The sequence below is a fragment of the Zobellia russellii genome (genome assembly GCF_044597075.1).
In the GTDB taxonomy this organism is placed as follows: domain Bacteria; phylum Bacteroidota; class Bacteroidia; order Flavobacteriales; family Flavobacteriaceae; genus Zobellia; species Zobellia russellii.
In genome coordinates this window covers 778,985-804,288 of sequence record NZ_CP139000.1, presented here as the reverse complement: position 1 = coordinate 804,288, position 25,304 = coordinate 778,985, and the positions used below count along the sequence as shown (strand labels likewise).

Here is a 25,304-nt window from a genome sequence, read left to right as displayed (position 1 = left end):
CTTTTCCTTACCGGATGGGCTTTTTCTGGTTTTAAAAGGGTTGTGTTTCAATAGTTAGACATAAAGAAATGCTTCACCAAAGCATCATGGAATATATTTATTCTTTCCAAAGTTAGGTTTCCGCTTTTCTAAAAATGCGTTTCTCCCCTCTTTTGCTTCTTCAGTACCATACGCTAAACGAGTAGCCTCACCTGCAAAGACTTGTTGACCAACCATACCATCATCCGTTAGGTTCATTGCAAATTTTAGCATTTTAATAGACGTAGGCGATTTTTCAAGTATTTCCTGAGCCCATTGATAAGCGGTATCCTCAAGTTCATCATGCGGTATTACAGCATTTACCATTCCCATTTCATATGCCTCTTGAGCAGAGTAATTACGACCTAGGAAAAAGATTTCACGCGCTTTTTTCTGCCCTACCATTTTTGCCAGATAAGCCGACCCATAACCACCGTCAAAACTGGTTACATCCGCATCGGTTTGTTTAAAGATAGCATGTTCCTTACTGGCCAAAGTAAGATCACAAACTACATGAAGACTATGACCGCCTCCTACGGCCCAACCCGGTACTACCGCAATAACCGCTTTGGGCATAAAACGTATCTGCCGCTGTACTTCTAAAATGTTAAGACGGTGCATACCGTCCTCCCCTACATATCCTTGTTCCCCTCTAGCCTTTTGGTCTCCACCACTGCAGAAAGCATATACACCATCTTTGCTCGAAGGTCCTTCCGCCGAAAGTAGAACCACTCCAATAGACGTGTCTTCCTGAGCATCATAAAAAGCCCGGTAAAGTTCACTTGTAGTCTTTGGTCTAAACGCATTACGCACATTTGGCCTATTAAAGGCTATCCGGGCCACACCATTAGATTTTTTATAGGTTATATCTTCAAATTCAATTGCTGTCTTCCAACTTGGTTTTTGCATGAGGTAATTTTTAAGCTCTTGCAAAGTAAAGCAATTTGAAAAAACAAATTAGTATTGTTGAAGCATCATATTGTTGTTTAAGATGCACATTATCAAAAAAATTGTTACGGTCTTTTAATGTTTTGAGAAAAGATTTTAAAAAATACGTATAAGTGATAAAAAATTCATTTATTGTAAGATATTAACTATATTAATATACAATAAATTAGCTCAATTAATGTCGAATTAGTTAATGTGTACCTTGGGTATCAATTTTATAAAATTTCGAACAGAAATACTTTATTCAATTAAACCCTAGTTGCTTGCAAAGGTACAAGCTTAGTTATATGAATATTGAAAATTTTCAAATACAAAATTTAGATAGCGCTATAGCAGAGTTGAATGCTATAGCCAGAATAGGCTATTGGATTTTTGATATTGACACAGGTACATATAATCTTGACCAAGTTTGTTATGAAATACTGCAATGGCCAAATGGCATTGATTTACGTGATGAAAAAACTACCGGGTATTGTAGGAACCAAAGCAAGTGGGAATTTATTAAAAAAATTATAGCAAATTCCGCTAAAACCAACACATCCTTTAACCATGAAGTTGAATTAGAAGTTCCCAACGGAACTTCAATTTGGGTACTGTTAATTGGTAAACGCATTAAATCCTCTGATAAGCGAATAAAAGTTTCTGGAATGATACAGGATATTACTGTCCGTAAAGTTTCGGAGAACGAATTAATAGAAAAAAACGAGCTTCTAAATTTCCAAGAAAACAAAGCAAGTATTGGCCATTGGAAATGGGATTTGGAAACGAATCTAATTACTTGTTCCAAAAATATATCGCGAATCGTAAAAGTGCCTTATGGAAAACGCATTACAATTGATGAATTAACGGAAGCCATCCATCCAGAAGATATTGAAGACGTTAGGTCTTGTCTCAATAATGCTATTAAAAACAAGAAATTTGAAACATTTTTTCATCGTTTCTTACTAGATGATGGTTCTGAAAGAATTATTCAAGTTTTGGGAGAACCTATCTTAGACGAGAATTCTGATTTAAAAGGTTTTATATGTAGTTCTCAAGACATTACCAAAATAAAACAATTTGAAGATGAACTTTTAGAAAAAAATCAACTCTTTAAAGTTGCTCAAGAGCGAGCTAAATTTGGATATTGGCAATGGGAGGTTGCAAGTGATACTATAATAGGCTCCGAGAATATGGCCCGTCTTCTTAAAGTAGAAGAAAACTCAAAGTTTACTTTAGATACTTTATTAAAAGATGTACATCCGGAAGACGAAGACCACGTAAGAACCAGTCTAAAACAAATTATCGAGAAAAAATATTTTGACGGTTTTTCGCATCGCGTCATAATAGATAACAAACTAATCTATGTTAAAGTACAAGGGAAGGTCATAAAAGATTCAAGTGGTGAGATTGTAAATGTTCTTGGAGTTTCCCAAGATGTAACCGATCAAAAAATTATTGAAAATGAGCTTAGAAGTAACAATCAACTTTTAGGTTTTGCTGAACAAATTTCAAAAATTGGTAACTGGCAGTGGGATTTTTCCACTAACCACATAAAATGGTCAGCCAATCTCTACCGCATTTTTGAAGTTGACGAAGGAACGCCCATTTTTTTTGATACTTATTTTGGTTTTATTCACCCGGATGATAAAGAAAGGGTTACAACCAAAATAGATGCATTAATAGAGCACAAAAAATTTGAGGGAGTTGTACACCGGATTGTACTAAAAAATGGTAAGATAAAAACGGTAGAATTATTAGCTACTGTAAACATTGACCGTTCTGATAATGTTACTGAAATGCTGGGTACTTTGCAAGATGTAAGTGAACAACGGGCAGAGGAAATGAAGTTTAAAGCTTTATTGGAATCCGCTCCTAACGCAACACTTATTCTTGGTAAGGACAACATTATACAAATGATAAACTTACAGGCAGAACGTCTGTTTGGTTATACGCCGCAGGAGCTGGTAGGCCAATCCATAGACCTTTTGATTCCATCTAGGTTTGATGAAAGACGCGCTCCTCTGAGAGATGCCTTTTACGCCAATCCAGAAATAAAAACTTATGATATTGGTGATGATTTTTATATGTACGATAAACAGAAAAATGAAATTCCCGTTGAGGTAACTCTGGGACCTCTACAATTGGAGGGAGGCTTTCTTTTATCTGTAGTAGTAAGAGATATAACGGCAGAAAAAGATTACCAGCATAAAATTTTAAAAGCTAAAGAAGAACTAGAAGTACTCACAGAAGAATTAACGGCCCAAAATCTACAACTGGCAGATTTTACCCAGATAACATCTCATAACTTACGCGCACCGGTAAGTAATCTAAATTCACTTGTAGATATTTATAAGTTGATTGATAATGAGGAAGAACGAAATGAGCTGTTCGAAAAATTTGAAATTGTAATTTCTCATCTCACCCTAACCCTTAATACGCTCATTGAAGCATTGAGTACAAAAAATGATACTTCCGTAGAGCGTAGCGAGGTTTCTTTTAGCGAAGTACTTATGAGAACACAAGAGATATTTACTGCTGAAATCTCAAAATGCAATGCCGTAATAAAAAGTGATTTTTCTGAAGTAGACACTATACAATGCCACAAAATATATCTAGATAGTGTTTTTCAAAATTTAATCGGCAACTCTTTAAAATACAAATCCAAAGAACGTATACCACAAATAGAAGTTACCTCGGAAATAAATGATGGCAACGTAATTTTAAAATTTAAGGATAACGGTTTGGGTATAGACCTTGATAAACACGGTCATAAAATTTTTGGTTTGAACAAAGTTTTCCATAATCATCCTGAAGCAAAAGGCATTGGTCTATTTATGACCAAAACTCAAATTGAAGCTATGGGAGGAACTATATCCATAGACAGTAAAGTAAACGAAGGCACCACCTTTATTATTAATTTTTTTTAAAACATATGAAAAACCCCTTTCACCTTTGTATTGTTGATGACGATGATATCTATAGGTTTACAATTATTCAGTCCGCAAAATTCTTAAAAATCGAACATAAGACCTCGGTCTTTCCCAATGGAGAAGAAGCTATAAATTATATAACAGAAAATCAAAACAATGTAGAGGCTTTACCCCACCTAATACTACTGGATATTGATATGCCCATAATGGATGGTTTTCAGTTTTTAAAAGCTTATCAAGCTCTTGAGGACAAAATAAGCAAGAAAATTGCCATCTATATGGTTTCCTCTTCTGTAGACCCAGAAGATATTGAAAAGGCCAAAAGTTATACATCTGTTATAGATTATTTATCCAAGCCTTTAAAAAGTGAACAACTCAAAGCTATAATAGAAAAATATCTCGTTAAATAGAATTACCAGAGCATGAGAGAATTATTCATTTGAGTTATATCGCAAATTAAACGTAACTTATAAATCTATACTTGATGATATAGGCCTAAGCCCCCAAATACGGAGCATGAAAGATCATAAAAATATTATTGGCCCAGACAATGCCAGCGCAATTCGAGCTTTGCTCCGAATAGGCACTTGGAAGTTACATTTGGAAACCAATGCTTATGTTTTTGATAATGCCGCCTATGACATCCTAGAAATTCCCTATGGCACTATATTACACCGTGGACAAAATGGACCACTAGACCGACCTAAAAAAACATCGGAACAAATTGAAAAGGGTTTAAACAATCTAATAGAATTGGGCATCCCGTTTGATTATGAATTAGAGTTCACAACACCAAAAAAAAACAAAAGGTGGCTTCATATTTTGGCCATGCGAAAATTAGAAAACGGCATTTGTACGGAAGTTGTGGGTATACTCCAGGACATTACCAAAATAAAACATAGGGAGAATAAACTTTTTCAGCAAAATCAATTATTAAATCTTGCCGAACAAAAAGCAAGGTTAGGCCATTGGAATTGGGATTTTAAAACTGATACTTTTACCTGTTCTGAAAATATGTGCCGTATACTGGACTTTGATACTAATACACAAATTCCCCTAAACACTATTCTGAATAATATATATACGGACGATAAGGAATATGTTAAGGAACGCTTGGCAAGCAACCTCAAAAACAAGTATTTTGAAAATTTTACACATAGACTCGTTACCTATGACGGAGAGATAAGAACCATTGAAGTTTCAGGAGATATTTACTTGGATAAAGATGACAATATCATTAATATTCTTGGTGTTTCGCAAGATGTTACTGCTTATAAGAAAATTGAGTTAGAGGTAATCAAAAAGAATGAACTTCTGGCTTTTGCGGAACAAAAGGCATTATTAGGCCATTGGCAATGGAATATAAAAACAGATGAAGTTTTTTGGTCTGCCAACTTGTATTATCTTTTTAAGCAAGAAGAAAACTCCAAACTAGAGTTCGATACTTATTTTGGTTACGTGCATCCAAAAGACCAGCAAGCTGTAACGGTACATTTTAATAATGCTATTGAGGACAAGGTGTTCAATAAGATTATCCATCGTATTCTATTAAAAGACGGCACTCTAAAATGGATATTATTGTTAGGGGAAGTAATTGTTGATGAAAAAAATGAGATTACAAAGCTTGTTGGCACCTGTCAAGATGTAACCGAACAGCAACAACAAGCAATAAAATTTAAGGGACTGGTTGATTCCGCACCTAGTGCTACGCTAATAATAGGTAGCGGTAATATGGTACAGATAATCAATAAACAGGCCGAAAACCTTTTTGGGTATTCCCCTGAAGAATTAGTAGGGAAATCCGTTGAATTATTAATACCTACCAGATTTGAAAAAAAGAGAGCGCCACATCGTAAAAAATTCTTAGCCAATCCCAAAGTCCAAAAAATTGATCTTGGCGAAGACTTCTATATGATTCATAAATCAGGAAAAGAGATTCCTGTTGAGGTAACCCTAGGCCCTTTAGAGACCGATGAAGGTTTGCTTATTTCTATGGCCATAAGGGATATTACCGCAGAAAAACGTTACGAACGTAAAATTTTAAGGGCAAAAGAGGAACTTGAGATTCTTACCGAAGAGCTTACCGCCCAGAATTTGCAGCTTGCGGATTTTACCCAAATAACATCTCACAACCTACGCGCGCCTGTAAGCAATTTAAATTCGCTCGTAGATATATATAAACTTGTTGACAACGAGGAAGAACGAAAAGAACTGTTTCAAAAATTTGAAACGGTAATAGATCATCTTACCTTAACCCTTAACACCTTAATTGAAGCTTTATCCGCTAAAAGCAACACCGCCATTTCAAGAAGCGATATTAGTTTTAGTAAAACCCTGATAAAGACCCAAGAAATTCTCACTGCCGAAATCACTAGAACTAACGCAGTAATTACAAGTGACTTCACCAAAGCGGACACCATAAAATATCCCAAAATATATTTGGAAAGTATTTTTCAAAATTTGATAGGCAACTCATTAAAATACAAATCCCAAGACAGATTACCCCGTATAGAAATTACCTCAGAACTAAACAATGGCAATGTTGTTTTGAACTTCAAGGACAACGGTTTGGGTATAGACCTTAATAAGCATGGTCATAAAATATTCGGGCTGAATAAAGTTTTCCATAAGCACCCAGAAGCTAAAGGAATTGGTCTGTTTATGACCAAAACTCAAATTGAAGCTATGGGAGGAACCATATCAATAGCGAGCAAGGTAAATGAGGGCACTACTTTTAGTATTCAATTCTAAGTCACAAAACCTTCTTATTCTTCTCTTCTATCCATTTAGAAAGGTACTTGGTACTTTGCATGCTTTGGTGTTGAAGCAAACTACCCATAAAGTTTTGCTCGCGGTGTTCTTTAAGTTTTTCCTGAATAGTATGTAATGAAGAAGCTAATCGCTCACCTAATTTCTCTTGATTATAAAGTTCATTTATTAGAATTACACCATTGCGCTGTGCTTCTTGCCAATTTTTCTCCGAAGTATAAAGTCGTACAGCCTCACGGGCCAATTCCTGGGGAGTTTCGGCAATTGCACCGCTCCAGTTCAAATCTTCTCGCATGCCTTCTGCCCCAATAGTCGTGGTTATACTTGGGGTTCCACTTTGCATTGCTGTGGTAAGTTTCCCTTTAATACCTGCTCCAAAGCGTAATGGAGCAAGGTTTATTCTTGCTTGCTTTAGTACGGTTATCGCATCTTCTGTCCATCCCTTTATAAAAAAACCCATGTCCGGTTTGTGCAATTGGGTTATTTGTTGCGGCATATATGCTCCGTAAATGGCCACTTGAGCTTCTGGTAGCACTTTTCGTATTAAAGGCCATATATCATGGTACAACCATTTAACGGCATCTACGTTTGGAGAATGTTTTCCGTTGCCAATACAAACAAAATTACTCCGCTCATTAAATTTTGGCCAAACTTCTTGCGTTTCCGGTGTTATGAGCTCTAAGAGAAAAGGAAGGTGCAAGAGTAAGCTTTTATCAATCTTTAGAGTTTTAGTCAATAATTTCATTTCAAATGAAGAAACCATTAGCGTAAGATCGCACCTTAGCATACTTGCTACTTCACGCTTGGTTATATCATCCTTTACCCAATCTTTAACTGCAAAAGGAATTCCTTTTTTATGTGCAAGTTCCCTCACTTTTCTAAGGGAATGCAAATCTTCTGTATCAAGCACTTTTAGCGCCTGGGACACATTTTCGGATACCCGCCAACCAAATTGTTCCTCAGTTAAAAAACGGTCAAAAAGAACTATGTTCGGGTTTATTTCCTTTAAAACTGCTTCAAAGGTGGAATCATTAAGTGCTATGGACTTTGTTTCTATTTGAAGTTCCTCCAAATCAAGTGAGAGTTCTGTTCTAGATGCAGCGCTTGTAAAGATTATTTTGTACCCTTCACTCTTAAAAAAAAGAAGAAGCTGCAACATACGGTTTCCCGCAGCCGTAGATGCGGGTTCAGGCCAGGTAAATCCTATTACCAAAAGGACACTTTGCTTCACCCTTAACTTTTTTTCTATTCTGTGAATATATTGCTTTCCTAATCAGCTCCTTTTAGAAAGAGAGCACGTTACATCTTAGCAGCGAACATACGAGAAATACTTGAGCGTAACTTGCGTTCGTAATCCTCTTCCAACCACTCTTTGTAGTTTTTGGTATTGTTCATAATACAATAAGAATACTGTCTTACACGATACTTAATTTCCTCTTTAAGTTCTTTAGCCAAAATACGTGCATCAAAAACATCTTCGGAGTTTTCCACACAAATTTGTGCGTGTTGGTCAATACTACGCTCCAACACAATCTTGGACCGTAATCCTTGTGCAAAGACCTTCTTATATTCCTCTTTTATATTAAACTCAATATTGGTAGAGTTTTTGAATTTTTCTCTAAGGGCAGCAGGCATTTCATAAACGAACTCCTTCTCAATTTCTTCATCATTCTTGATGTTTTCCAGATAGAAATCCGGAAAATGGAAAATCTCCTGCCAATCTATAGGCGCATCCCAAAGACCAAAACGTGCAACATTATTCCCTAAATCAACTACGGTAAATTCACTTTTATTAGGTAAAATACGTGACCCACGACCAATCATCTGAAAATATAATGTAAGTGATCGTGTAGCCCTGTTCAATATTATGGTTTCTACGGATGGTTCATCAAAACCAGTAGTAAGAATACTGACTGATGTAAGTATAGCATCCGGTGTGTTGGAGAACCACTCTAAAATCTCCTTACGCTCCGTTGCCGTGTTCTTATTGTCTAAATGTCGAATATTATAGCCGGCCTTCTTAAACGTTTCATATACGTAACGAGACGTATTAATACCGTTGTTGAAAATTAACGTTTTGGTACCTTCGGCTATTTCTTTGTATGCAGAAAGTAATTTACCCAACATACTCTGGTTACTGTAGAGTTCATCAGATGATTTTACCGTATAATCACCGCTTATACCCAATTTAAGACTCTGCAGACTTACATCATAATTATACATGTTTCCCTTGGCCAAGAAGTTTTTCTTGATCAGAGAACCAATAGATTCGCCCACGATCAACTTTTGATAGTTGTCTTTCATGGGTAATTTTATATTTGAACTCAAGGGTGTAGCGGTCACCCCTAGAATAGTAGATTTCTTAAAGAATTTAAAAAGCTTCCTAAACGAGTTGTAGTGGGCCTCATCAATAATAACGAGCCCAATATCGTTAATTTCAACTTTCTCTTCCTGTAGTCTATTATTTAGGGTTTCTACCATGGCAACGAAACACATGAACTTATCCTGATCGGTAAGTTCCTTTACTTCGCTATTGATAATCTTGTTCTTTACACCAAAACTGTTAAGCATTCTAGAAGTTTGCGTGCTTAGCTCAATACGGTGTGTTAAAACCACGACCTTCTTGCCTGTTTTTTGGATATAACGACGGGCAATCTCAGAAAAAACAACGGTCTTACCACCACCTGTAGGTAACTGGTACAACAAATTTCCCTTCTCTTCAGGATCTTCCAAATGCTTGAAAATGGTATTCAGGTCTTCTTCCTGATAATCGTATAGTTGCTTTTCGGTGGTATCTTTTTTTAACTCCAAGTAGGGTCTAAAATTTAGCGTTCAATTAGTGTAAATAGGTGGGGTTCCTAAAATTCTCAATTTTACAAAATTAAAGGAAATTTGTACTTATCTGAAATTTATTCTGGTTAAATCGATAAAAAGAAAAAAGAAATGCCCTGCCTTTTCCTTAAAACAATAACGTTTTTGGGGGTTCGCATAGAAAATGGATAAAGCCTTAATAGCCTTTACCCATTACTACCTCATTCAGTAAAGGTTTGTTGTTCAACAACCTATTATGATTTTCTAAAATTTGAGGAACTACGGAATCCGTATCGGATACACTTGCGTAATGAGGTGTCATCTGAATCTTCTCATGATTCCAAAATGCATGTTCTTTTGGCAAAGGCTCTTGATGATAGACATCCAACCCTGCACCGGAAAGGTGACCGTTATTTAGCATTTCGAGTAAATCTTCATCCACTAAATGCCCTCCTCGAGCTACGTTTATTACAAAAGCTCCTTTAGGCAGTTGTTGAAAAAGCTCCTTGTTCAAAATCCCAGTGGTAGCTTCCGTTAATGGCAAAAGACACACCAAAATCTGAGTAGTCTTAAGAAACTCACCCAAACCAGGTTCGCCAACAAAGCTGGTTACCCCTTGAATGTTTTTCTGTGAATTTGACCAGCCCTGAACCTTGAACCCGTATTTAACCAAATCGCTCGCCAATTCCTTGCCAAGTGCACCTAATCCTAAAACACCTATTGTAAAATCTGAAATTCTATGATATTGCATAGGTTGCCAGATTCCCTTTAACTGATTAACCCTGTACCTATCCAAATTCTTTAGGTGACTTAAAATTACCGCTAGCACATGTTCACTCATGTCTTTGGCAAGCATATCATCTACTACACGGGTTATAGGTAGGTTTTTAGGAGCGGTATCATCCTCAAAAATAAAATCCACTCCTGCCCCACTAGAGGCAATCAATTTTAAATTAGGGTAAGGAGCCAATGCACCGTTGGGGTGCTTCCAAACCAAAGCCATGTCTATTTTTTCTTTAGGATGCTCTTCCAAATAACTGTAGACCTCCAAATCTGGTTGCTGTGCTAAAAGTGCTTTTTTCCATAACTCAATTTTATCATCCTGTCTAATAATTACTATTGCCATACCTAATCTATAATATCTAATGCGCGGGAAAATCCCTCGCCAAATTGCCAATTCTGTTCTTGTGTAATCGTGTAAATTCTAACTATCCGCTCCTTATACTCGGACAATAACCCGTTTATAGAAATAAAATGAACTGCTTCCGTAAACGAATTCATCATACTCTTATAAAAGGCATCAGGTGTATTCCTATCTTTTTCAAATACCTGTGCAATCTCTAAATTATAGAGCATTACATCTGCTATGAGATGCGGATCTACGCCTAATTTTATAAAGTGCTTTATGAATTTCTGTGCCACGGAGCGGCGTGCCCTAGGTCTTTTCCGTCTTACAGGAAAATATTCGTTACTGATTTTGGTCTTAGCCTCCTGAACAAGCTTGTCTTCCTTAGGGTTAAATATAAAATTGTAATACTCTTTTACTTGCGGAAACCGCTCATAGAGGTCTAGAAGTTGTTCTTCTATTGCCTCTTTATCAATTTCAGAGAGGTATTTTTTCAGCTTTCGCTTGCTCATTTCTCTTTATTTGTGGTCAAAAATAACGGAACCCATAGAATCCGCCTAGATTCGTACTTGAAATCTTAAACTTCTCATAAATTTTGTATAAGAATACTGACATCTCTTTGGAAAATCGATAATAAAAATGTATACTGTACTCTTGTAGTAATCCTAAACATACTAGATATATGAGGCAACTAAAGATTATCAAGCAAGTTACGAATCGTGAATCAAAATCATTGGATAAGTACTTGCAAGATATCAGTAAAATTGATCTGATCAATGCGTCTGAGGAAGTAGAACTCGCACAAAGGATCCGAGCTGGGGACCAAGTAGCCCTAGAAAAATTAACTACAGCCAACTTACGCTTTGTGGTCTCCGTGGCCAAACAATATCAAAATCAGGGTTTAAAACTACCGGATTTAATTAACGAAGGTAACTTAGGACTCGTAAAAGCTGCAAAACGTTTTGACGAGACTCGTGGTTTTAAATTTATATCCTATGCCGTGTGGTGGATTCGCCAATCCATTCTTCAGGCACTAGCGGAACAATCTCGTGTTGTGCGCCTGCCCTTAAATAAAATTGGTTCTATAAATAAGATTAAAAAGACATTTTCTTATTTGGAGCAAGCTCATGAAAGGCCACCTTCTGCGGAAGAAATTGCCAAGGAATTGGAGATGACCGTAAGCGAGGTGAAACAATCCATGAAAAACTCAGGAAGACACGTCTCTATGGATGCGCCTTTAAGAGAAGGGGAAGACTCCAATCTTTATGATGTACTTCGTAGTGGAGAATCTCCAAAGCCGGATAAAATTTTAATGCAGCAATCATTGAATACGGAAATTAACCGTGCATTGGAAACTTTATCTCCCAGAGAGGCAGATGTGGTTAAATTATATTACGGTATAGGTGACCAACAGTCTATGACCTTGGCCGAAATTGGACAAACTTTTGACCTTACACGGGAAAGGGTTCGTCAAATTCGTGAAAAAGCGATTAGAAAGCTACGTCATAATTCAAGAAGTAAATTACTGAAAACATATTTAGGATAGATAGAAAACAGTACCCTATAAAAAAGCCCTGACGATTGAACGTCAGGGCTTTTTTTGAACAACTAATATTCACTAAATAACTAAGAAAAATTTAACTTGTTAATTTCTTCACTGTTTAGAATTTCATTCAAATTTTCAATAAAATTCATGTAAGCTGCGTTGTCTGGGTTTTGATTTGCCATAGTTGTAGGTATTAAAAGTTGATGGATTTGGGATCCTGATTACATATAATCTAATTCTACTAATTCGTTTAAACTTAAGATTTCGTTTAAGTCTTGAAGGAATGATAAGTACTCTTCTCCGTAGGTATCGTAAAGCATGATTTGTATAGGTTAAGTTACTATTTTGATTTGGTGTCTTAATTATTATGATGTAAACTTATTCATAAAGAGAGCCTCAAACAACAAATTGTGGTGTAACGAATGAAAAATGTTGTAAAACCTGTTAATCCTGTAAAATTGCTCATTTCTTGAACAAAACAGGTGCGTAATTCATCGTAAAAATATCTCATTTCATCCAATACTCTCTGTCTATCAATTATTTACACTTCATCAACCCTAATGTTTATAGGGGTTTATAACGATTTTAACTACAACCCTACCATTTATACTACCCTGTGCCACTCGTTTTACCGAAGATTAGGTCGTGTATGTTTTAAAGCATCCTAATTCTATTAATAAACCGAGAAAAATCAATTTTAGCTTCCTACAATACTGTAGCAATAAGCACGGTTCGTAAAACGTTATATTTTATAGTGTTACTCTTTTACAATTTTGTGTCTCTAGAGTGACTTCTAAATTCTTGTTATCTCATATTCTTCATATATAATGAAAAAGAAAATAAAAATTATCGGTCTAGTTTCCCTTTACGCTATTCTGTGTTTGGGATCTACTGAAATAGGTTTGGCAAAAACCACCCCTACCATCATAACTAAATCCAATAAAGAAACGACCTTGAAGTTGAGCAGCCATAGTTTTAATGCCAAACAAAAAAGCAGCTTTACCATAGCAGGCCAAACAGAACATGTTGAACGTGGACTTACTGTGGTGCACTTTAACTCTTCGGACACTTACGAATTCAAGACCTTTGACACATATTCTAGCCCTGACGAAGTGACCAAATTGGTGGTCCTCTTAAAGAAAATGCAGGCCAACAAAACCACTTTTGCCATCCTAGCACATGATTCGGCGGTAAATGGTTCGCTTAAACCATCCGCAGAACTATCAGGAATGGGGTTTGAAAAACTAGCCACTTTAAAAGGTCGTCAAGCTTATGCTATGCATAACTTTAATGGCATAATAACGGAAGAGGTTAACGATAACTCTGCAACAATTTCAGAAAATATTCCAAAGCTTATTAAAGATAGTACCGTTTATTTCCCACGAATCACCTATGATTTTGAACCTAACAATAACCGGTATATTGCCCATGCAGGTGGTGAAATAAACGGCTTTAAATCTACCAACACCAAAAATGCCCTTGACGAGAATTACAAAAAGGGATTTAGGTTGTTTGAGCTTGATATTATTGAAACTTCGGACGGAGAGTTGGTTGCAGCGCATGATTGGGCCATGTGGGCGCGTTTTACGGATTTTACAGGTGAATTGCCTCCCTCCCATTCAGAATTCATGAAACATAAGATTTATGGGGATTATACTACTTTGGACCTTAAGGGAATAAACGCCTGGTTCAAGGCCCATCCCGATGCTACCTTGGTAACCGATAAAATTAACGACCCAATAGGATTTGCCAACAAATTTGTAGACAAAAAACGATTGCTCATGGAGCTCTTTAGTCCTATGGCCATAGAAGAAGCGTCTCAACATGGCATTTCCGCTATGATATCTCAAGAGCCCTTAATGAAAATAAAAGGAGATAAGCTTAGATGGTTAGCTATAAACAATGTAAAACATGTTGCACTCTCACGTAGAATACTTTCCGCACAAAACAAATTAATGCTTCAACTGAGAGATAACGACATTAAAGTTTATGTGTACAATGTGAACTTTGACCCCGGCAAGGATGAAAAATACGTGCAAGAAAACGAAATAGGTCTTGTTTATGGCATGTACGCAGATAAGTGGATGTTCGACCCCCATACTCCCAAAGACAGCAAATAAAGAAAGGGTAAACTTAAAATTTTACCTCGTAGGTAATACCTGCGGAAACCCCATAAAAGAACTTGCCGGAAGCAAAGGCTAATTCCTGCCTTGAAGCACCAACATTGGCCCTGTAAATATTTGGGCTGTTCTTACCTGTAAACTGATATTCCAAACTTAAACGTTGAGACTCTACATACAAAAGTGTTTCGGCTAAAAGCTCATCACCCGAAGTTAATTGTCTCAGCTCCGGAGAATACCCCATACCCACATTCAATCCCAAATAGTTTTCCGCATCCTTCAGATATTTTCTAACCAACAAGTTTCCAGAAAAACGTGTTAGATTATCGGGCATTGGTGTAATGTACGAACGTAAAGAGAAATAATAATTACCACGATAATGCCCCAGCGAATTGGTGATAACGGATACATTGGTGTTGTCATAAGTAATATACCGGCCTCCGGCAGAAACTTCAAATGCACCGGGAAGATTGGCATACAAGTCTCCTCCTAGTTTGTGTTTTGGATAAATTGAGGCATTGGAAAATCCGTAGTTCATATACGCATAGAAACGCTTTGAAAATTTGGGGTAAAAATCCAAATCATATTGAACACCATAAGTGCCTAAACGATTGCTGTAATTTATTTTTGGAATGATACTTCCTGCCAAGGTTTGCCTTTGGTATGAAATAGTGGAATAAAACATAGGATCATACCTTGTGTCGTATATAGTTGCTGAATTTCTTACGGAGACCCTATTCTTCAACACTTCTTCTGCAACGGGCGTTTTAGCTGCTAACGTATCTACTACTTTAGGAGCTATGGTTTTCTTATCTTCCTTAGTGGATGCTATTTCTTTTTGAGGAGCAATGCCATCATCCTGATCGAACCATCCGGATTCAGGGTACTCTGTTAGGGCTAACCCTTCCTCGGCAATCGTTCTTAACCTTTCAACCTCAGCATCGCTTTTAAGATAGACTAAAGCCTTATTTGCCAGGCCCATTGCCGTTGCGTTGTTTTTGGCATAAAGCTCGTTCTTAACGGCTGCTATCCATATGTTTCTATCTCCCTTATCCGAAGAAAGAATTATATTAAACTCATCTCGTGCTTTATCATAATCGCCGTTCCAACTATATGTACTGGCCAATAACGACCTAGCTGAATTATCTTTGGAGTCCGGTTTTACCAATTTGGTCAGCATTATGTTGGCCGACCTATAATCCCCTTCATAAGCTAAGTTACGAGCGGTGTCAAAACTTACATCACCTAAATTATTATAGTCCGTATCTTGTCCGTTAACCCAAAGGCCAATGAAAAGGCAGAACGCAAATAGGTATGTAGTTTTCATACTCATTCTATTTCAAACGTATTTACGGCGGTCTCCGTATGGGGGTCTCTTATTTTTTCTAGGTACACAGTACTTCTATTCTTTTGCGCCTGTCTTTTAGCCCTTTCTATTTTATTCTTAATTTCATGGGCGCTGGAACTATTTGCTTCTACCAATTCTACCAGTTCCAACCCTTCTTTTGAACGCTCTGACCAGAAATAGACATCAAATAAGGCAGAATAAGAATCAATATAATTGGGATTCATCTTAATACATGCTTTCAATATTTCAATGGATTTTTCATAATTGCCCATCCATACATTTACCCGTCCGGTTAAAACCTTAGTGTCAATATGACTTGGTGCTTCGGAAAGTATGTAACGGCTTAGCAACAATGACTTTTCATATTCCCTTTCAAAAGCCAGCTCTCTAGCAATCATATACACCTTGTCAAAATTCTGTCCGTTGTAAACACTATTTATCCATACAATTTCAGAGTCTGTGAACTTTTCCTTCTTAACCGAGAAAATGGCCAAACTATCCGGAATAATTTTGTCATTATTGGTTACATAGGCGTTCATGGATTTAAAGGCCTTTAACTTGCTCTCTGTCTTTGAACCTCCAAAGGAAGAACCTAAATCCATATTTTTGTCCAAACTATAAATGGAACCATTTGAATATACTTTCTCAGCATCAACAAACTCTTTCAGTTCGTTTTTGTTACGCATAAGCGGAATGTTCTTTACGGAGCGAAATTCTTCACCCATATCTAAAGCGCTTCCCATCCAAGCCACTTTTTTAGGCATTTTTAGTTCATACTTTGCTTCAAGAAGGGATAACAAGGTTGGTGTGACATCAAAATGTGAATTAACGGCACTCATTTTTTTGGTCTTCTTCAAAAGCGGACTATACATAATCAATGGCACGTGAAAACGACTGAGGTTATTGCGCTGAGGTATTGGAATTAATCTGTGATCCCCTGTTATTATGAAAATGGTATTATCATAATTGGGTTGCTTTTGGTACTCCTGAAAAGCATACTTTAGGGCATCATCCGTATACAGTAGCGTTGCGAATACATTGTCATTCTTTTCTATAACATTCTCAACCCGATTCTCATAGTCGCGCTGTGAGAGCAATTTGGCCACTTTATCTTCATAAAACTCCTGATTGGGCGGTATAAACGGTTCATGCGTACTAATAGTCATATAGACCTCCATACGTGGCTGCTCTGCATCTCGCGGCAAACTCATGCTCTTTTTGAAAAGCTCCCTATCCGGATAGCCCCAAGAAGCACCGGCAGCATCTTCTGCCTGCATTTTATACTTGTTTCCAAACCCGGATTTATCCAATACAAAGTCAAGGTTCTCGCTAGATAAAAAACGATCTACATTATCAAAAGAACTATTTGTTCCCTGGTAGAATGAAGTATGATATCCATTATTTTTCAGAATACTGAACAGTGTTAACTTGTTGGGATACTTCTCTAGCTCCATAAATCCGCTTTTACCAAAGGGTAAGGAGCCCAATAGTGACGGTAAAACCCCGAACGTACGGCCCGTATTGCTCAGGCAATTTTCCCAGTACAGAGATTTGGTGGTAAGCGAATCCAAAAAAGGAGTAAAGCCGCCATACTCCGCCCCTGCTCCTACAAAATCCCTACCTAACCCTTCTACCATAATAAAAACGATATTGGGCTTTTGGTTTTTAAGCTCAAAATATTCACCTAGAACATTCTGTATGGGTTTTGATTTGATCAAAGGGTATTCTATATCCGAATTATAGGAGGTGTCCTCTGTAGACGTATCATAAAGATTAAGGGCTAGATACTGTGTTTTGTTATGGTTGATCGGTTTACCTTCTATAAACATCGTAGCAATGAACATGCTAAACAAAATAATGGTAAACGGATACATGCGATTAATGTGATGATAGTGCTTGGAGGATAATTTATAAAAGCCAAAAAACATGGCTATGATAATTACAAGCCCTAAAGGAAGCACCCACGAAATACCCCCGGAATTGGCAATCGTCATTTTTATATCCTCAAAACTATATCCTAATAAATCCGAACCTAAGGGTACCAATGCCGTACAGAAATAGCTAATGAGCATAGCTTCTATGATCAATAGGATAAAAAGCAAAACAAAGACTAAATTAAAACCATAGCGCGGACGAAGGTTTTCCCAAAAATTAAATGGAAACGCCAGAATGACCCCCACCAAAGATGTATAACCAATTTGATGGACCACAGCTATAAGAAAACTCGTTCCGAATATGATATCTACAACCCCCTTGAAGTAGAGCGTTGTATATTGATAAATAGTAAGCACCAAAAGACTACCAAAGAAAGAAATCATCAATCTGGTGTAATGCTTTAGAGAATATCTATCTATCTTACTTGTATTCATTTTACTTTTTAAGTGGCCTTGGCAAAGCCTTTACGAACCTGGGATCCCCAGCCCGATTTTATTTTGAATAGTTTTTTATAATTCCCACGTACCGCAGACCACACCACTATGGGGTGAAAAAATAACGGCTCTATAATGGCGCACAGCATAAGTGTTAGGATATCCTTGGTTTTCTTATACTCATTATAGCTGTACACATCCCATAGAATGGCATAAAACGAGAACATTATAGAGAACAGGTAGACCATTGCCGTTATGGCGATAAAAAAGTCCCAATTTAAAATGCCCAGATATATAAAAAGGATAATGGTGAAGAAGCCAAAAAACTCCATGAGTGGAGCTAGCCACTCATAAAAAAACCAATACGGATAACTCAACAATCCTAAACGCCCATATTTGGAATTAAAGAACATGTCCTTATGTTTGAACAGGGTTTCCAGATTACCCCTGGCCCACCGATCTCTTTGGTTTACCAGTATTTTTAAATCCTCAGGCACTTCTGTCCAGCACAATGGGTCAGGAATATATTCTATGGTATAAGGTTCCTTTCTGTCGTGCATGTACCTTCTCATCTTAAAGACAATTTCCATGTCCTCACCCACGGTTCCAGTATCATAACCTCCTACCGCAAGTGCTATTTCACGATCAAAAAAACCAAAGGCTCCCGAGATGATAAGAAGACTGTCTATACTTCCCCAAGCCATCCTACCTAAAATAAAGGAACGGGTATATTCCAACAGTTGAAACCTCGCCAACCAATTTGTAGGTAAACGTATTTCCTCTAACTGCCCGCCTTCTATTACACAAGAATTGGCCACACGTATAACACCACCAACGGCTATCACCCGTTTTTCCGAACGCTGATAGAATGATTTTACCACATGCAACAATGCATCCGGGAGTAAAAGACAATCTACATCTATGCATCCTACGTAACGGTTGGTGGAAAGGGCCATACCCGTATTTAGAGCATCTGACTTGCCACCGTTTTCTTTGTCTATTACCGTTAACTTGGAAAAAGCCCTGTGCGGCGATTTATAAATTCCCCTAATGGGTTTATTTTTCCAGTTGGGGTCTATTTTCTGATCTATTTTAACAAGGTCATAGGCATCTATCATTTTCTGGAGCGTATCATCCTTACTTCCATCGTTAACGACCATGACCTCATAGTTTACATAGCGAAGCGACATTAATGACCGTATGTTCTCAACAATGGTAAGACCTTCATTATAAGCCGGGGCAATTATTGTGATACTTGGAGATAAAGGCGATGCCATAATTTTTGAAAGGCTGCCAAAACTGTTTTTCTTTCTGTAATGAATAGAGTTTCTAGTAGATAATACCCCCATAATAGTGAATAGGGTGAATAGAATTACCGTAAACAACAGAAAAACGATGTTTATGTAATCTAAGAGGATATTAAAAAAGGTACTATCCATTTAATTTTCCAATGAATTTTCTTGGGAAATCTATGATGGAAGTAAAAAACGAACTCTCGTTAGGAGATACCTCAATAGCATCTACCTTGATATTCAATGTTTTTTTATCGTACTTCTTATCAAGTACTCTCGTATCTTCCAATTCAAAATCAAACTTGATAATTTCTTGGTTGTCTTGCGTATTTACGGCGCTTTTTATTGTTGTGTCCGTTTTGTTGGGTTTTGATTGCGTGAAGGGTTCCAAAATGGAAAGGTCAATAGGAAGTTCCTCAACAGGTTTGGGTAAAAGGTCTTTTTCAAAGTCGCTTTTTCTCGATACTTTTTCCACTAACAACTTAAGGGCATTTTGTGCCTTTTTCCGTATTCGTAAATCAGGATCCTCTAAAAGCCCATCTAAAAAATCGATTTCCTTTTCGTCTCCAACCGAAACAATTTCGTCCAAAAGAATTAGTTTGGACTCCGTTCCTATATTTTTGAACAAGTCTGCAAACACACTAAATGCAGGCATATCCAATATAGGCTCCTCAGGCGCTCTATCTCCAATTTTATTTATCATGTTGCCAAAAGAGGAGAATTGCTCAATGAGACTATTAATACGGTCTTTTATAAAGCCTCTAGTCTCTTCTGCCAGAAGTTCTTTCAACAAAGGCACCTCACGATGATCTCCCATTTCCTCCAAATCATCTAGAAGGCCCATCATATAGGTTTCATGTTCATCATAGTAGACAGGCTCCGGAATCAAGTCTAGAAAAGGCTTGGTGGTTTCGTTTGAGTTTACAGTCTCGTATTCCAATTCTATCTCTCTTAACTCATTCTCTGCCATTAACCAGGACAGTACATCTTCGTTTTCCAATTCCGCAGCTTTTGGCCCTTCCAAATCGGTTTGCGAAGTCTTATCCGGAGTTATATCACCTTCAGAGGTTTTTACCTCTTGGGCATTGGCAAAATCTACTTCAAAATCCGATAACGTGAATCCGTCCAAACTAGTGGTATTTGAGAAAACCAATTCTTCCGTAGTTTCGTCATGCACCTCCTCCTCTATTTCCACATCATTATCTAAAACGATAGGAAGAAAATCCAGCTCATTAACTTCATCTATTATATTGGACTCTAAATCCTCTAAATCTTTATCCTCCACTACAATTGGGAGAAAATCAATATTAGCAATATCAAAAAATGGCTTTCCGGTATTGGCCCCTTTTTGAAGTGTAGAACTTACTACCACATATTCAACTTCAATATTATTAATATCCGGGCTGTGGTTATCTGAATTGGCCATGGGTCTATATTTTGTAGTGGGTTGGTTAGTTTGTATTGAATCGGCTATTACAATTGGTAAGAAATCAAATCGTAATGAAGGTTCTGAAAATATTTCGGCTTGTGGGTCTATGGTTTTTGATACAAAACCTGAGACGATAATTGGGTCAATAACAAGTAGCTCTGTTATTTCAAGCTGTTCTATTGGCTCTTTTACCTCTTCCTTAACTTCTTTTTCTACTGGAGTTTCGGTAATTGAAGTTGCACTATCGCTGTTAACAAACCCTTCTGTCTCTACGGATTTGGCATCTGTGAAGAACTGTAGTTCAGTATCAACGGTCTCCTCTACCGGACTGTTCTCAACAGTATTCTCTTCGCTCTCTTGCGAAGATTGGTTGAAACTTGTATCCGGCAACTGCAAATCTTCAACTATGTGGTCTACTTCTTCTTCGCTCTGTATAGGAGTTACCGGTGGAGATGCAGCCTTAATAGTAGTTTCATTTATTAATTCTACCTCGGCAAAATCTTCCTTGTATGGTTTTGGTTTTTCCAATCCCTCCGTAGGCATAACTGTTTCCGGAGCAATCATATTTATTGCTGCTAAGGCTTTACTGGAAACGGAAAAGTTGCTTTCTTTTTTTGCTACTGATTTTAGGAAATCTATATCATTGGCGCTTCCTAACTCTGAGATAGCTCCCAACACTGCAATCTTACTATCCGTATTGCATTTTCTAAATATTGCTTTAAGCGCAGGTATAGACTCAACCACATAAAACTCTTTAATACAGCCAATTGCCTCTTCTCTTATTTGATAATCTTTATGTTTGACCAACTCTATTAATGACGCATTGGCATCATTTTGATTGTAATATTTAATAAGCCTTAGGGCAAATAACACTACATGTTTGTTTTTTGAGGTCAACCAGGTTCTAAACCTAGGTGGGTCATAATTTTCCCTGTTTCTTAATACATCCAACAACTTTAGCTGTTGCCATTCGGATATTTTGTAGCGCGTAGTATCCAGGAAATAATTTATTCCTTCCGGTCTAAGGGTAACCGTAGCAATCTCGGCCTGCTTTCTTATAGTTCCCTTTTTATGATTGATAAACTTGGTGATAAAACTATAGGCCGACTCCACTTGCATTTGAGTGAGTTCTAAAATGCCTTTAGAAATTATCTCCCATCGCCAGCTTTTCAACTTTTCAAAAGCATCTTTTTCAAGTCCTAAATCTTGGTAAAGGGCAAAAAGTCGTTCTTGCGTATCACCGGAAACATCTTTTCTAAGATCTAGCAATACTTCCACCAATACCTTTCTATTAAAATCATCCTTAAGAAGTTCCCTGATTTCTATTTTTAAGGAGATATAGTTAGATTTTTCTCCCTTGTCCGCATCTGCCTCATAAAACAAGAACTCACTGATCATTGGAGAAAGTTCTTTCTTTCGCTGCTTGGTACGTGAGGCCGTCGCGGATATTTTGTTTCTAAAAAAGAAAACACAGATAAAATATACCACAGCAAGAACAACGAACAAGATGGATAATCCCCAGAGAATGTCCGTGTCTACTTTAGGCGGCGTAATAAAAGCAGCCCCATGATATGTTTTATAGGTTTCTAACAAATTAAGTTTTTTTCAGCTCGCGGGCAACGCGTACCAGAAGTTCAGACGGACTTACCGGCTTGGATATAAAGTCGTTTGCTCCCAGTTCAAATGCATTAAGAACGTTTTCCTCATTGCCTGCAGATGATATGATAATAATAGGCACTTGGGATTTAAGTTCTTTACGCACATAAGCTATAAGTTCCATACCCGAGAAATAGGGCATCATAATATCGCTCACAATAATGTCCGGCATGTTTTTGGAAAGAAATTCCTTTACCTCTTTTCCATTGGTGCTATGGTTTACTTCGTACCCTCCCTTCTTTAACCGAAAGTTGAGCAAAGAAGCCAGTAGCTCATCATCCTCTGCTAACAATAGTCTTTTTTTGTCCATTGTTAGGTGTTTAGTTATTCGTAAGCTCTACATATGCGCGGTCTAATGCCGTCTTAACTTTTGGAAATTCTTCGCTAAAACACTTACAAAGAAATTCTAAGTGTTTGGGATCTTGGTCTAGTTTACAGCCCTTTTGGATTTGGGTGACAATTTCATGCAAATCATCTGTACGCATCATAGCCAGACCAGCTTTTATTTTGTGTGCGGCTAAATCCAACTGATCAAAATCTTGTGTTTGAAGATGTATTTTGGCAGCTCCCATGAACTCTAGGGCATTTCCGATAAAAAGGGTTATTAACTCTCGTAAAAGGCTCATTTCTCCCATACATTCGTCCAATACCACCTGTAAATCTATTTCAACATCGGTGTTTTTTCCTTTGTTCGTCTTTCCGTTGAGAATTAAAATATCTTTTTTATCCATAGCTGAATCAATTTGAAGTTCTTTTAAAACATTCCCGTAAGATTTATGATGCTCTATAATGGCTTCATAGGTCTCTAGGTCCAATTCCGGATAGGCCTTTTCAAACTCATTAATTTTCGCGAAAGATTTTTTATCTTCCTTGGCACCTTCCGTTTCTTTAATGTTCTCCCCGGTAAGGAAAACCATCTCCAAAAGGTTCTTTTTAAAATGCTGGAAAGATATTTTTAAATGGAAAGCCTCATCGGTAGATAATTTCTCAGTAGAAAAATCATTAAGGTGCGACTCTAAATCCGATAATTGGAAAAGTAGGTTTTTCGTTTTCAATGTAGGTAGTTTTAGGTTAATAAGAGTGGGACTGATTTATGGTGTTTCGTTACATTTATCTAGTGTTTGTTTATTTGACATGTTTATTCGATTCTATGTAAAATTCCCTTTTTAGCACAGTGCACACAACTAAATGTTCCCTACAGGGCCTAAAGTGTTGTCAAAATGCATAAATTGTAGGTTTAACTCTTCCTATTATGAGGCATTTTATCTATTTATTGAGCATTTTATCTATAGTTTCCTGTTCCGAAAGCAAGAAAAAAACAGAGGAAACCCTGCAAGAGAAGGCCAAGCGTATACATGAAAAAATAATTACGATAGATACGCATAATGACATCAATATCAATAACTTCACAGACAGCGTAAACTATACCCAACGGCTAGAAACACAAATTAATTTGCCCAAAATGGATGAAGGGGGATTAGATGTTACTTGGCTTATAGTTTATACAGGGCAAGATTCCCTAACAGAAAAAGGGTACGCCAAAGCCGAAAAAAATGCAATTTCAAAATTTGATGCCATACACCGTTTATGTGAAGACATTGCACCAAACGATATTGAACTTGCCCTTAACTCCAAAGATGTAAGACGTATTCATGCTTCGGGGAAAAAGGCAGCCATGATCGGTGTGGAAAATGCATATCCTATGGGTACGGATTTAGCGAATTTTAAAAAGTACCATAACCTTGGCGCCCGTTATATCTCATTGTCCCACAACGGACATAATCAGTTTAGCGATTCCAACACCGGAGAAAATGATAGCGTATGGCTACATAACGGTTTAAGTAAATTAGGCCAAGAAGCTGTAAAAGAGATGAATAGATTAGGGATTATGGTAGATGTCTCCCATCCGTCCAAAGAGGCTATGAAACAGATGATTACCCTTTCCAAAGCCCCTATAATCGCTTCTCATTCTTCCGCCAGAGCATTATGTGACCACAGCAGAAACCTAGACGATGAACAGTTAAAACTCATGAAAGAAAATGGCGGCGTTGTACAGACGGTTGCTTTTAGTTCGTATTTGAATACCGAGAAAGACGAAGCTTACAGCGCATATATCAAAACTATATTGAAGAAAGTAGCAGACTCTATGGGACTTGAGTGGTATTCAAGAGAACAATTTTCTTCTTTAACCGAAGCACAGAAAGAAACCTTTATAAAAAACTATCCTAAGGTTAAGAAAATAGGGATTTCTATTGCCGATAAATCTGCAGATGCCCCTCCTATGGTAGACGTATCAGATTTTGTTGATCATATAGATTACATGGTCGATTTAATAGGAATCGACCATGTAGGTATCAGTTCTGATTTTGATGGAGGTGGCGGTATTAAAGGATGGTCAGATGCCTCTGAAACCTTTAACGTAACCTTAGAGCTCGTAAAACGTGGCTACACCGAAGAAGAAATTGCCAAACTCTGGGGCGAAAACCTATTACGGGTTCTAGATGAGGTTGAAGCTATTGCCAAAACCATGCAAACTTCCTAATCCTCTTCGGAAGCCAAACGGTCTACAACATATTCAATTTTTGTTTTTCCGTGTGGTTTTGGTTTACCCTCATCATCTAGGTTTACCATGATGATGTTATCTACCGTTACAATGGTCTCATGGGTCATCTTGTTCCTTACTTCACAATTTAAGGTTAACGAAGATTTTCCAAACTTTACTACTTCAATACCAATCTCTACTATGTCTCCCTTTACGGCAGAACTCATAAAGTTGATTTCCGACATGTATTTGGTAACTACCTTTTTGTTCTCTAACTGAATAATACTGTACAGTGCAGCCTCTTCATCTATCCACGCCAGTACGCGCCCACCGAACAAGGTCTCGTTAGCATTCAAATCTCCGGGTTTAACCCATTTTCTAGAATGAAATCTCATGATGTTTATAGTTTAAGTGTGTT

At 37.3% G+C, this 25,304-nt stretch carries 18 protein-coding genes; 6 read left to right on the top strand and 12 right to left on the bottom strand.

Annotation, left to right across the window (positions count from 1 at the left end):
• Positions 1-84 precede the first annotated feature (84 nt).
• Positions 85-927, bottom strand: coding sequence for a 1,4-dihydroxy-2-naphthoyl-CoA synthase (locus tag SJY45_RS03300; protein ID WP_400073249.1), 843 nt, complete (start codon positions 925-927; stop codon positions 85-87).
• Between the two features lie 326 nt (positions 928-1,253).
• On the opposite strand from SJY45_RS03300, the gene SJY45_RS03295 reads away from it, so the two are divergent.
• The 3 genes from SJY45_RS03295 to SJY45_RS03285 all read left to right on the top strand — a co-directional run bounded on the left by SJY45_RS03295 (position 1,254) and on the right by SJY45_RS03285 (position 6,629).
• On the top strand, positions 1,254-3,875 hold the full coding sequence (locus SJY45_RS03295) for a PAS domain S-box protein (RefSeq protein ID WP_400073248.1): 2,622 nt from the start codon (positions 1,254-1,256) through the stop codon (positions 3,873-3,875).
• A gap of 5 nt (positions 3,876-3,880) precedes the next feature.
• Positions 3,881-4,288 carry a response regulator gene (locus tag SJY45_RS03290; RefSeq protein ID WP_215911969.1) on the top strand — a complete coding sequence of 136 codons (408 nt, stop codon included), beginning with the start codon at positions 3,881-3,883 and terminating at the stop codon, positions 4,286-4,288.
• Positions 4,289-4,394: 106 nt separating this feature from the next.
• Positions 4,395-6,629: a PAS domain S-box protein gene (locus SJY45_RS03285; RefSeq protein WP_400073247.1), complete on the top strand. Its 2,235-nt coding sequence runs from the start codon at positions 4,395-4,397 to the stop codon at positions 6,627-6,629.
• Position 6,630: 1 nt separating this feature from the next.
• Here the strand turns inward: SJY45_RS03285 and SJY45_RS03280 are convergent, their stop codons facing one another.
• The 4 genes from SJY45_RS03280 to SJY45_RS03265 all read right to left on the bottom strand — a co-directional run bounded on the left by SJY45_RS03280 (position 6,631) and on the right by SJY45_RS03265 (position 11,096).
• Positions 6,631-7,878: a glycosyltransferase gene (locus tag SJY45_RS03280; protein ID WP_400073246.1), complete on the bottom strand. Its 1,248-nt coding sequence runs from the start codon at positions 7,876-7,878 to the stop codon at positions 6,631-6,633.
• Positions 7,879-7,946: 68 nt separating this feature from the next.
• Positions 7,947-9,458 (bottom strand): DEAD/DEAH box helicase, encoded by a 1,512-nt coding sequence (locus tag SJY45_RS03275; protein ID WP_215440283.1) that lies wholly within the window; start codon positions 9,456-9,458, stop codon positions 7,947-7,949.
• Positions 9,459-9,654: 196 nt separating this feature from the next.
• Positions 9,655-10,584: a 2-hydroxyacid dehydrogenase gene (locus SJY45_RS03270; RefSeq protein ID WP_400073245.1), complete on the bottom strand. Its 930-nt coding sequence runs from the start codon at positions 10,582-10,584 to the stop codon at positions 9,655-9,657.
• Positions 10,585-10,586: 2 nt separating this feature from the next.
• Entirely contained in the window at positions 10,587-11,096 is a 510-nt protein-coding gene (locus SJY45_RS03265; protein WP_400073244.1) for a DUF6155 family protein, read from the bottom strand.
• Positions 11,097-11,266: 170 nt separating this feature from the next.
• Here SJY45_RS03265 and SJY45_RS03260 point away from each other — a divergent pair, with 170 nt between their 5' ends.
• Together SJY45_RS03260 and SJY45_RS03255 are read left to right on the top strand one after the other, a co-directional pair.
• Positions 11,267-12,130 (top strand): RNA polymerase sigma factor RpoD/SigA, encoded by an 864-nt coding sequence (locus SJY45_RS03260; RefSeq protein ID WP_194527398.1) that lies wholly within the window; start codon positions 11,267-11,269, stop codon positions 12,128-12,130.
• An 827-nt stretch (positions 12,131-12,957) separates the two neighbouring features.
• On the top strand, positions 12,958-14,250 hold the full coding sequence (locus SJY45_RS03255; RefSeq protein WP_400073243.1) for an interleukin-like EMT inducer domain-containing protein: 1,293 nt from the start codon (positions 12,958-12,960) through the stop codon (positions 14,248-14,250).
• Positions 14,251-14,263: 13 nt separating this feature from the next.
• Here the strand turns inward: SJY45_RS03255 and SJY45_RS03250 are convergent, their stop codons facing one another.
• The 6 genes from SJY45_RS03250 to SJY45_RS03225 are packed head-to-tail and all read right to left on the bottom strand — an operon-like array spanning position 14,264 to position 23,399.
• Positions 14,264-15,577 carry a YaiO family outer membrane beta-barrel protein gene (locus SJY45_RS03250; protein ID WP_400073242.1) on the bottom strand — a complete coding sequence of 438 codons (1,314 nt, stop codon included), beginning with the start codon at positions 15,575-15,577 and terminating at the stop codon, positions 14,264-14,266.
• 2 nt (positions 15,578-15,579) lie between these two features.
• Positions 15,580-17,967 (bottom strand): sulfatase-like hydrolase/transferase, encoded by a 2,388-nt coding sequence (locus tag SJY45_RS03245; RefSeq protein ID WP_400073241.1) that lies wholly within the window; start codon positions 17,965-17,967, stop codon positions 15,580-15,582.
• Between the two features lie 8 nt (positions 17,968-17,975).
• Positions 17,976-19,406 carry a glycosyltransferase gene (locus SJY45_RS03240; protein ID WP_215440272.1) on the bottom strand — a complete coding sequence of 477 codons (1,431 nt, stop codon included), beginning with the start codon at positions 19,404-19,406 and terminating at the stop codon, positions 17,976-17,978.
• Positions 19,399-22,281, bottom strand: a complete 2,883-nt coding sequence (locus SJY45_RS03235; RefSeq protein WP_400073240.1) for a HEAT repeat domain-containing protein — start codon at positions 22,279-22,281, stop codon at positions 19,399-19,401. Before SJY45_RS03235 ends, SJY45_RS03240 begins: the two co-directional genes overlap by 8 nt.
• A gap of 1 nt (position 22,282) precedes the next feature.
• Positions 22,283-22,654: a PleD family two-component system response regulator gene (locus SJY45_RS03230; protein WP_289042044.1), complete on the bottom strand. Its 372-nt coding sequence runs from the start codon at positions 22,652-22,654 to the stop codon at positions 22,283-22,285.
• Positions 22,655-22,664: 10 nt separating this feature from the next.
• A complete protein-coding gene (locus SJY45_RS03225; protein ID WP_289062756.1) occupies positions 22,665-23,399 on the bottom strand; it encodes an Hpt domain-containing protein in 735 nt (244 codons plus the stop codon).
• Positions 23,400-23,596: 197 nt separating this feature from the next.
• On the opposite strand from SJY45_RS03225, the gene SJY45_RS03220 reads away from it, so the two are divergent.
• Positions 23,597-24,886, top strand: coding sequence for a dipeptidase (locus SJY45_RS03220; RefSeq protein WP_400073239.1), 1,290 nt, complete (start codon positions 23,597-23,599; stop codon positions 24,884-24,886).
• Here the strand turns inward: SJY45_RS03220 and SJY45_RS03215 are convergent.
• Positions 24,883-25,281 (bottom strand): acyl-CoA thioesterase, encoded by a 399-nt coding sequence (locus tag SJY45_RS03215; protein WP_215440262.1) that lies wholly within the window; start codon positions 25,279-25,281, stop codon positions 24,883-24,885. The genes SJY45_RS03220 and SJY45_RS03215 overlap by 4 nt on opposite strands.
• Positions 25,282-25,304 lie beyond the last annotated feature (23 nt).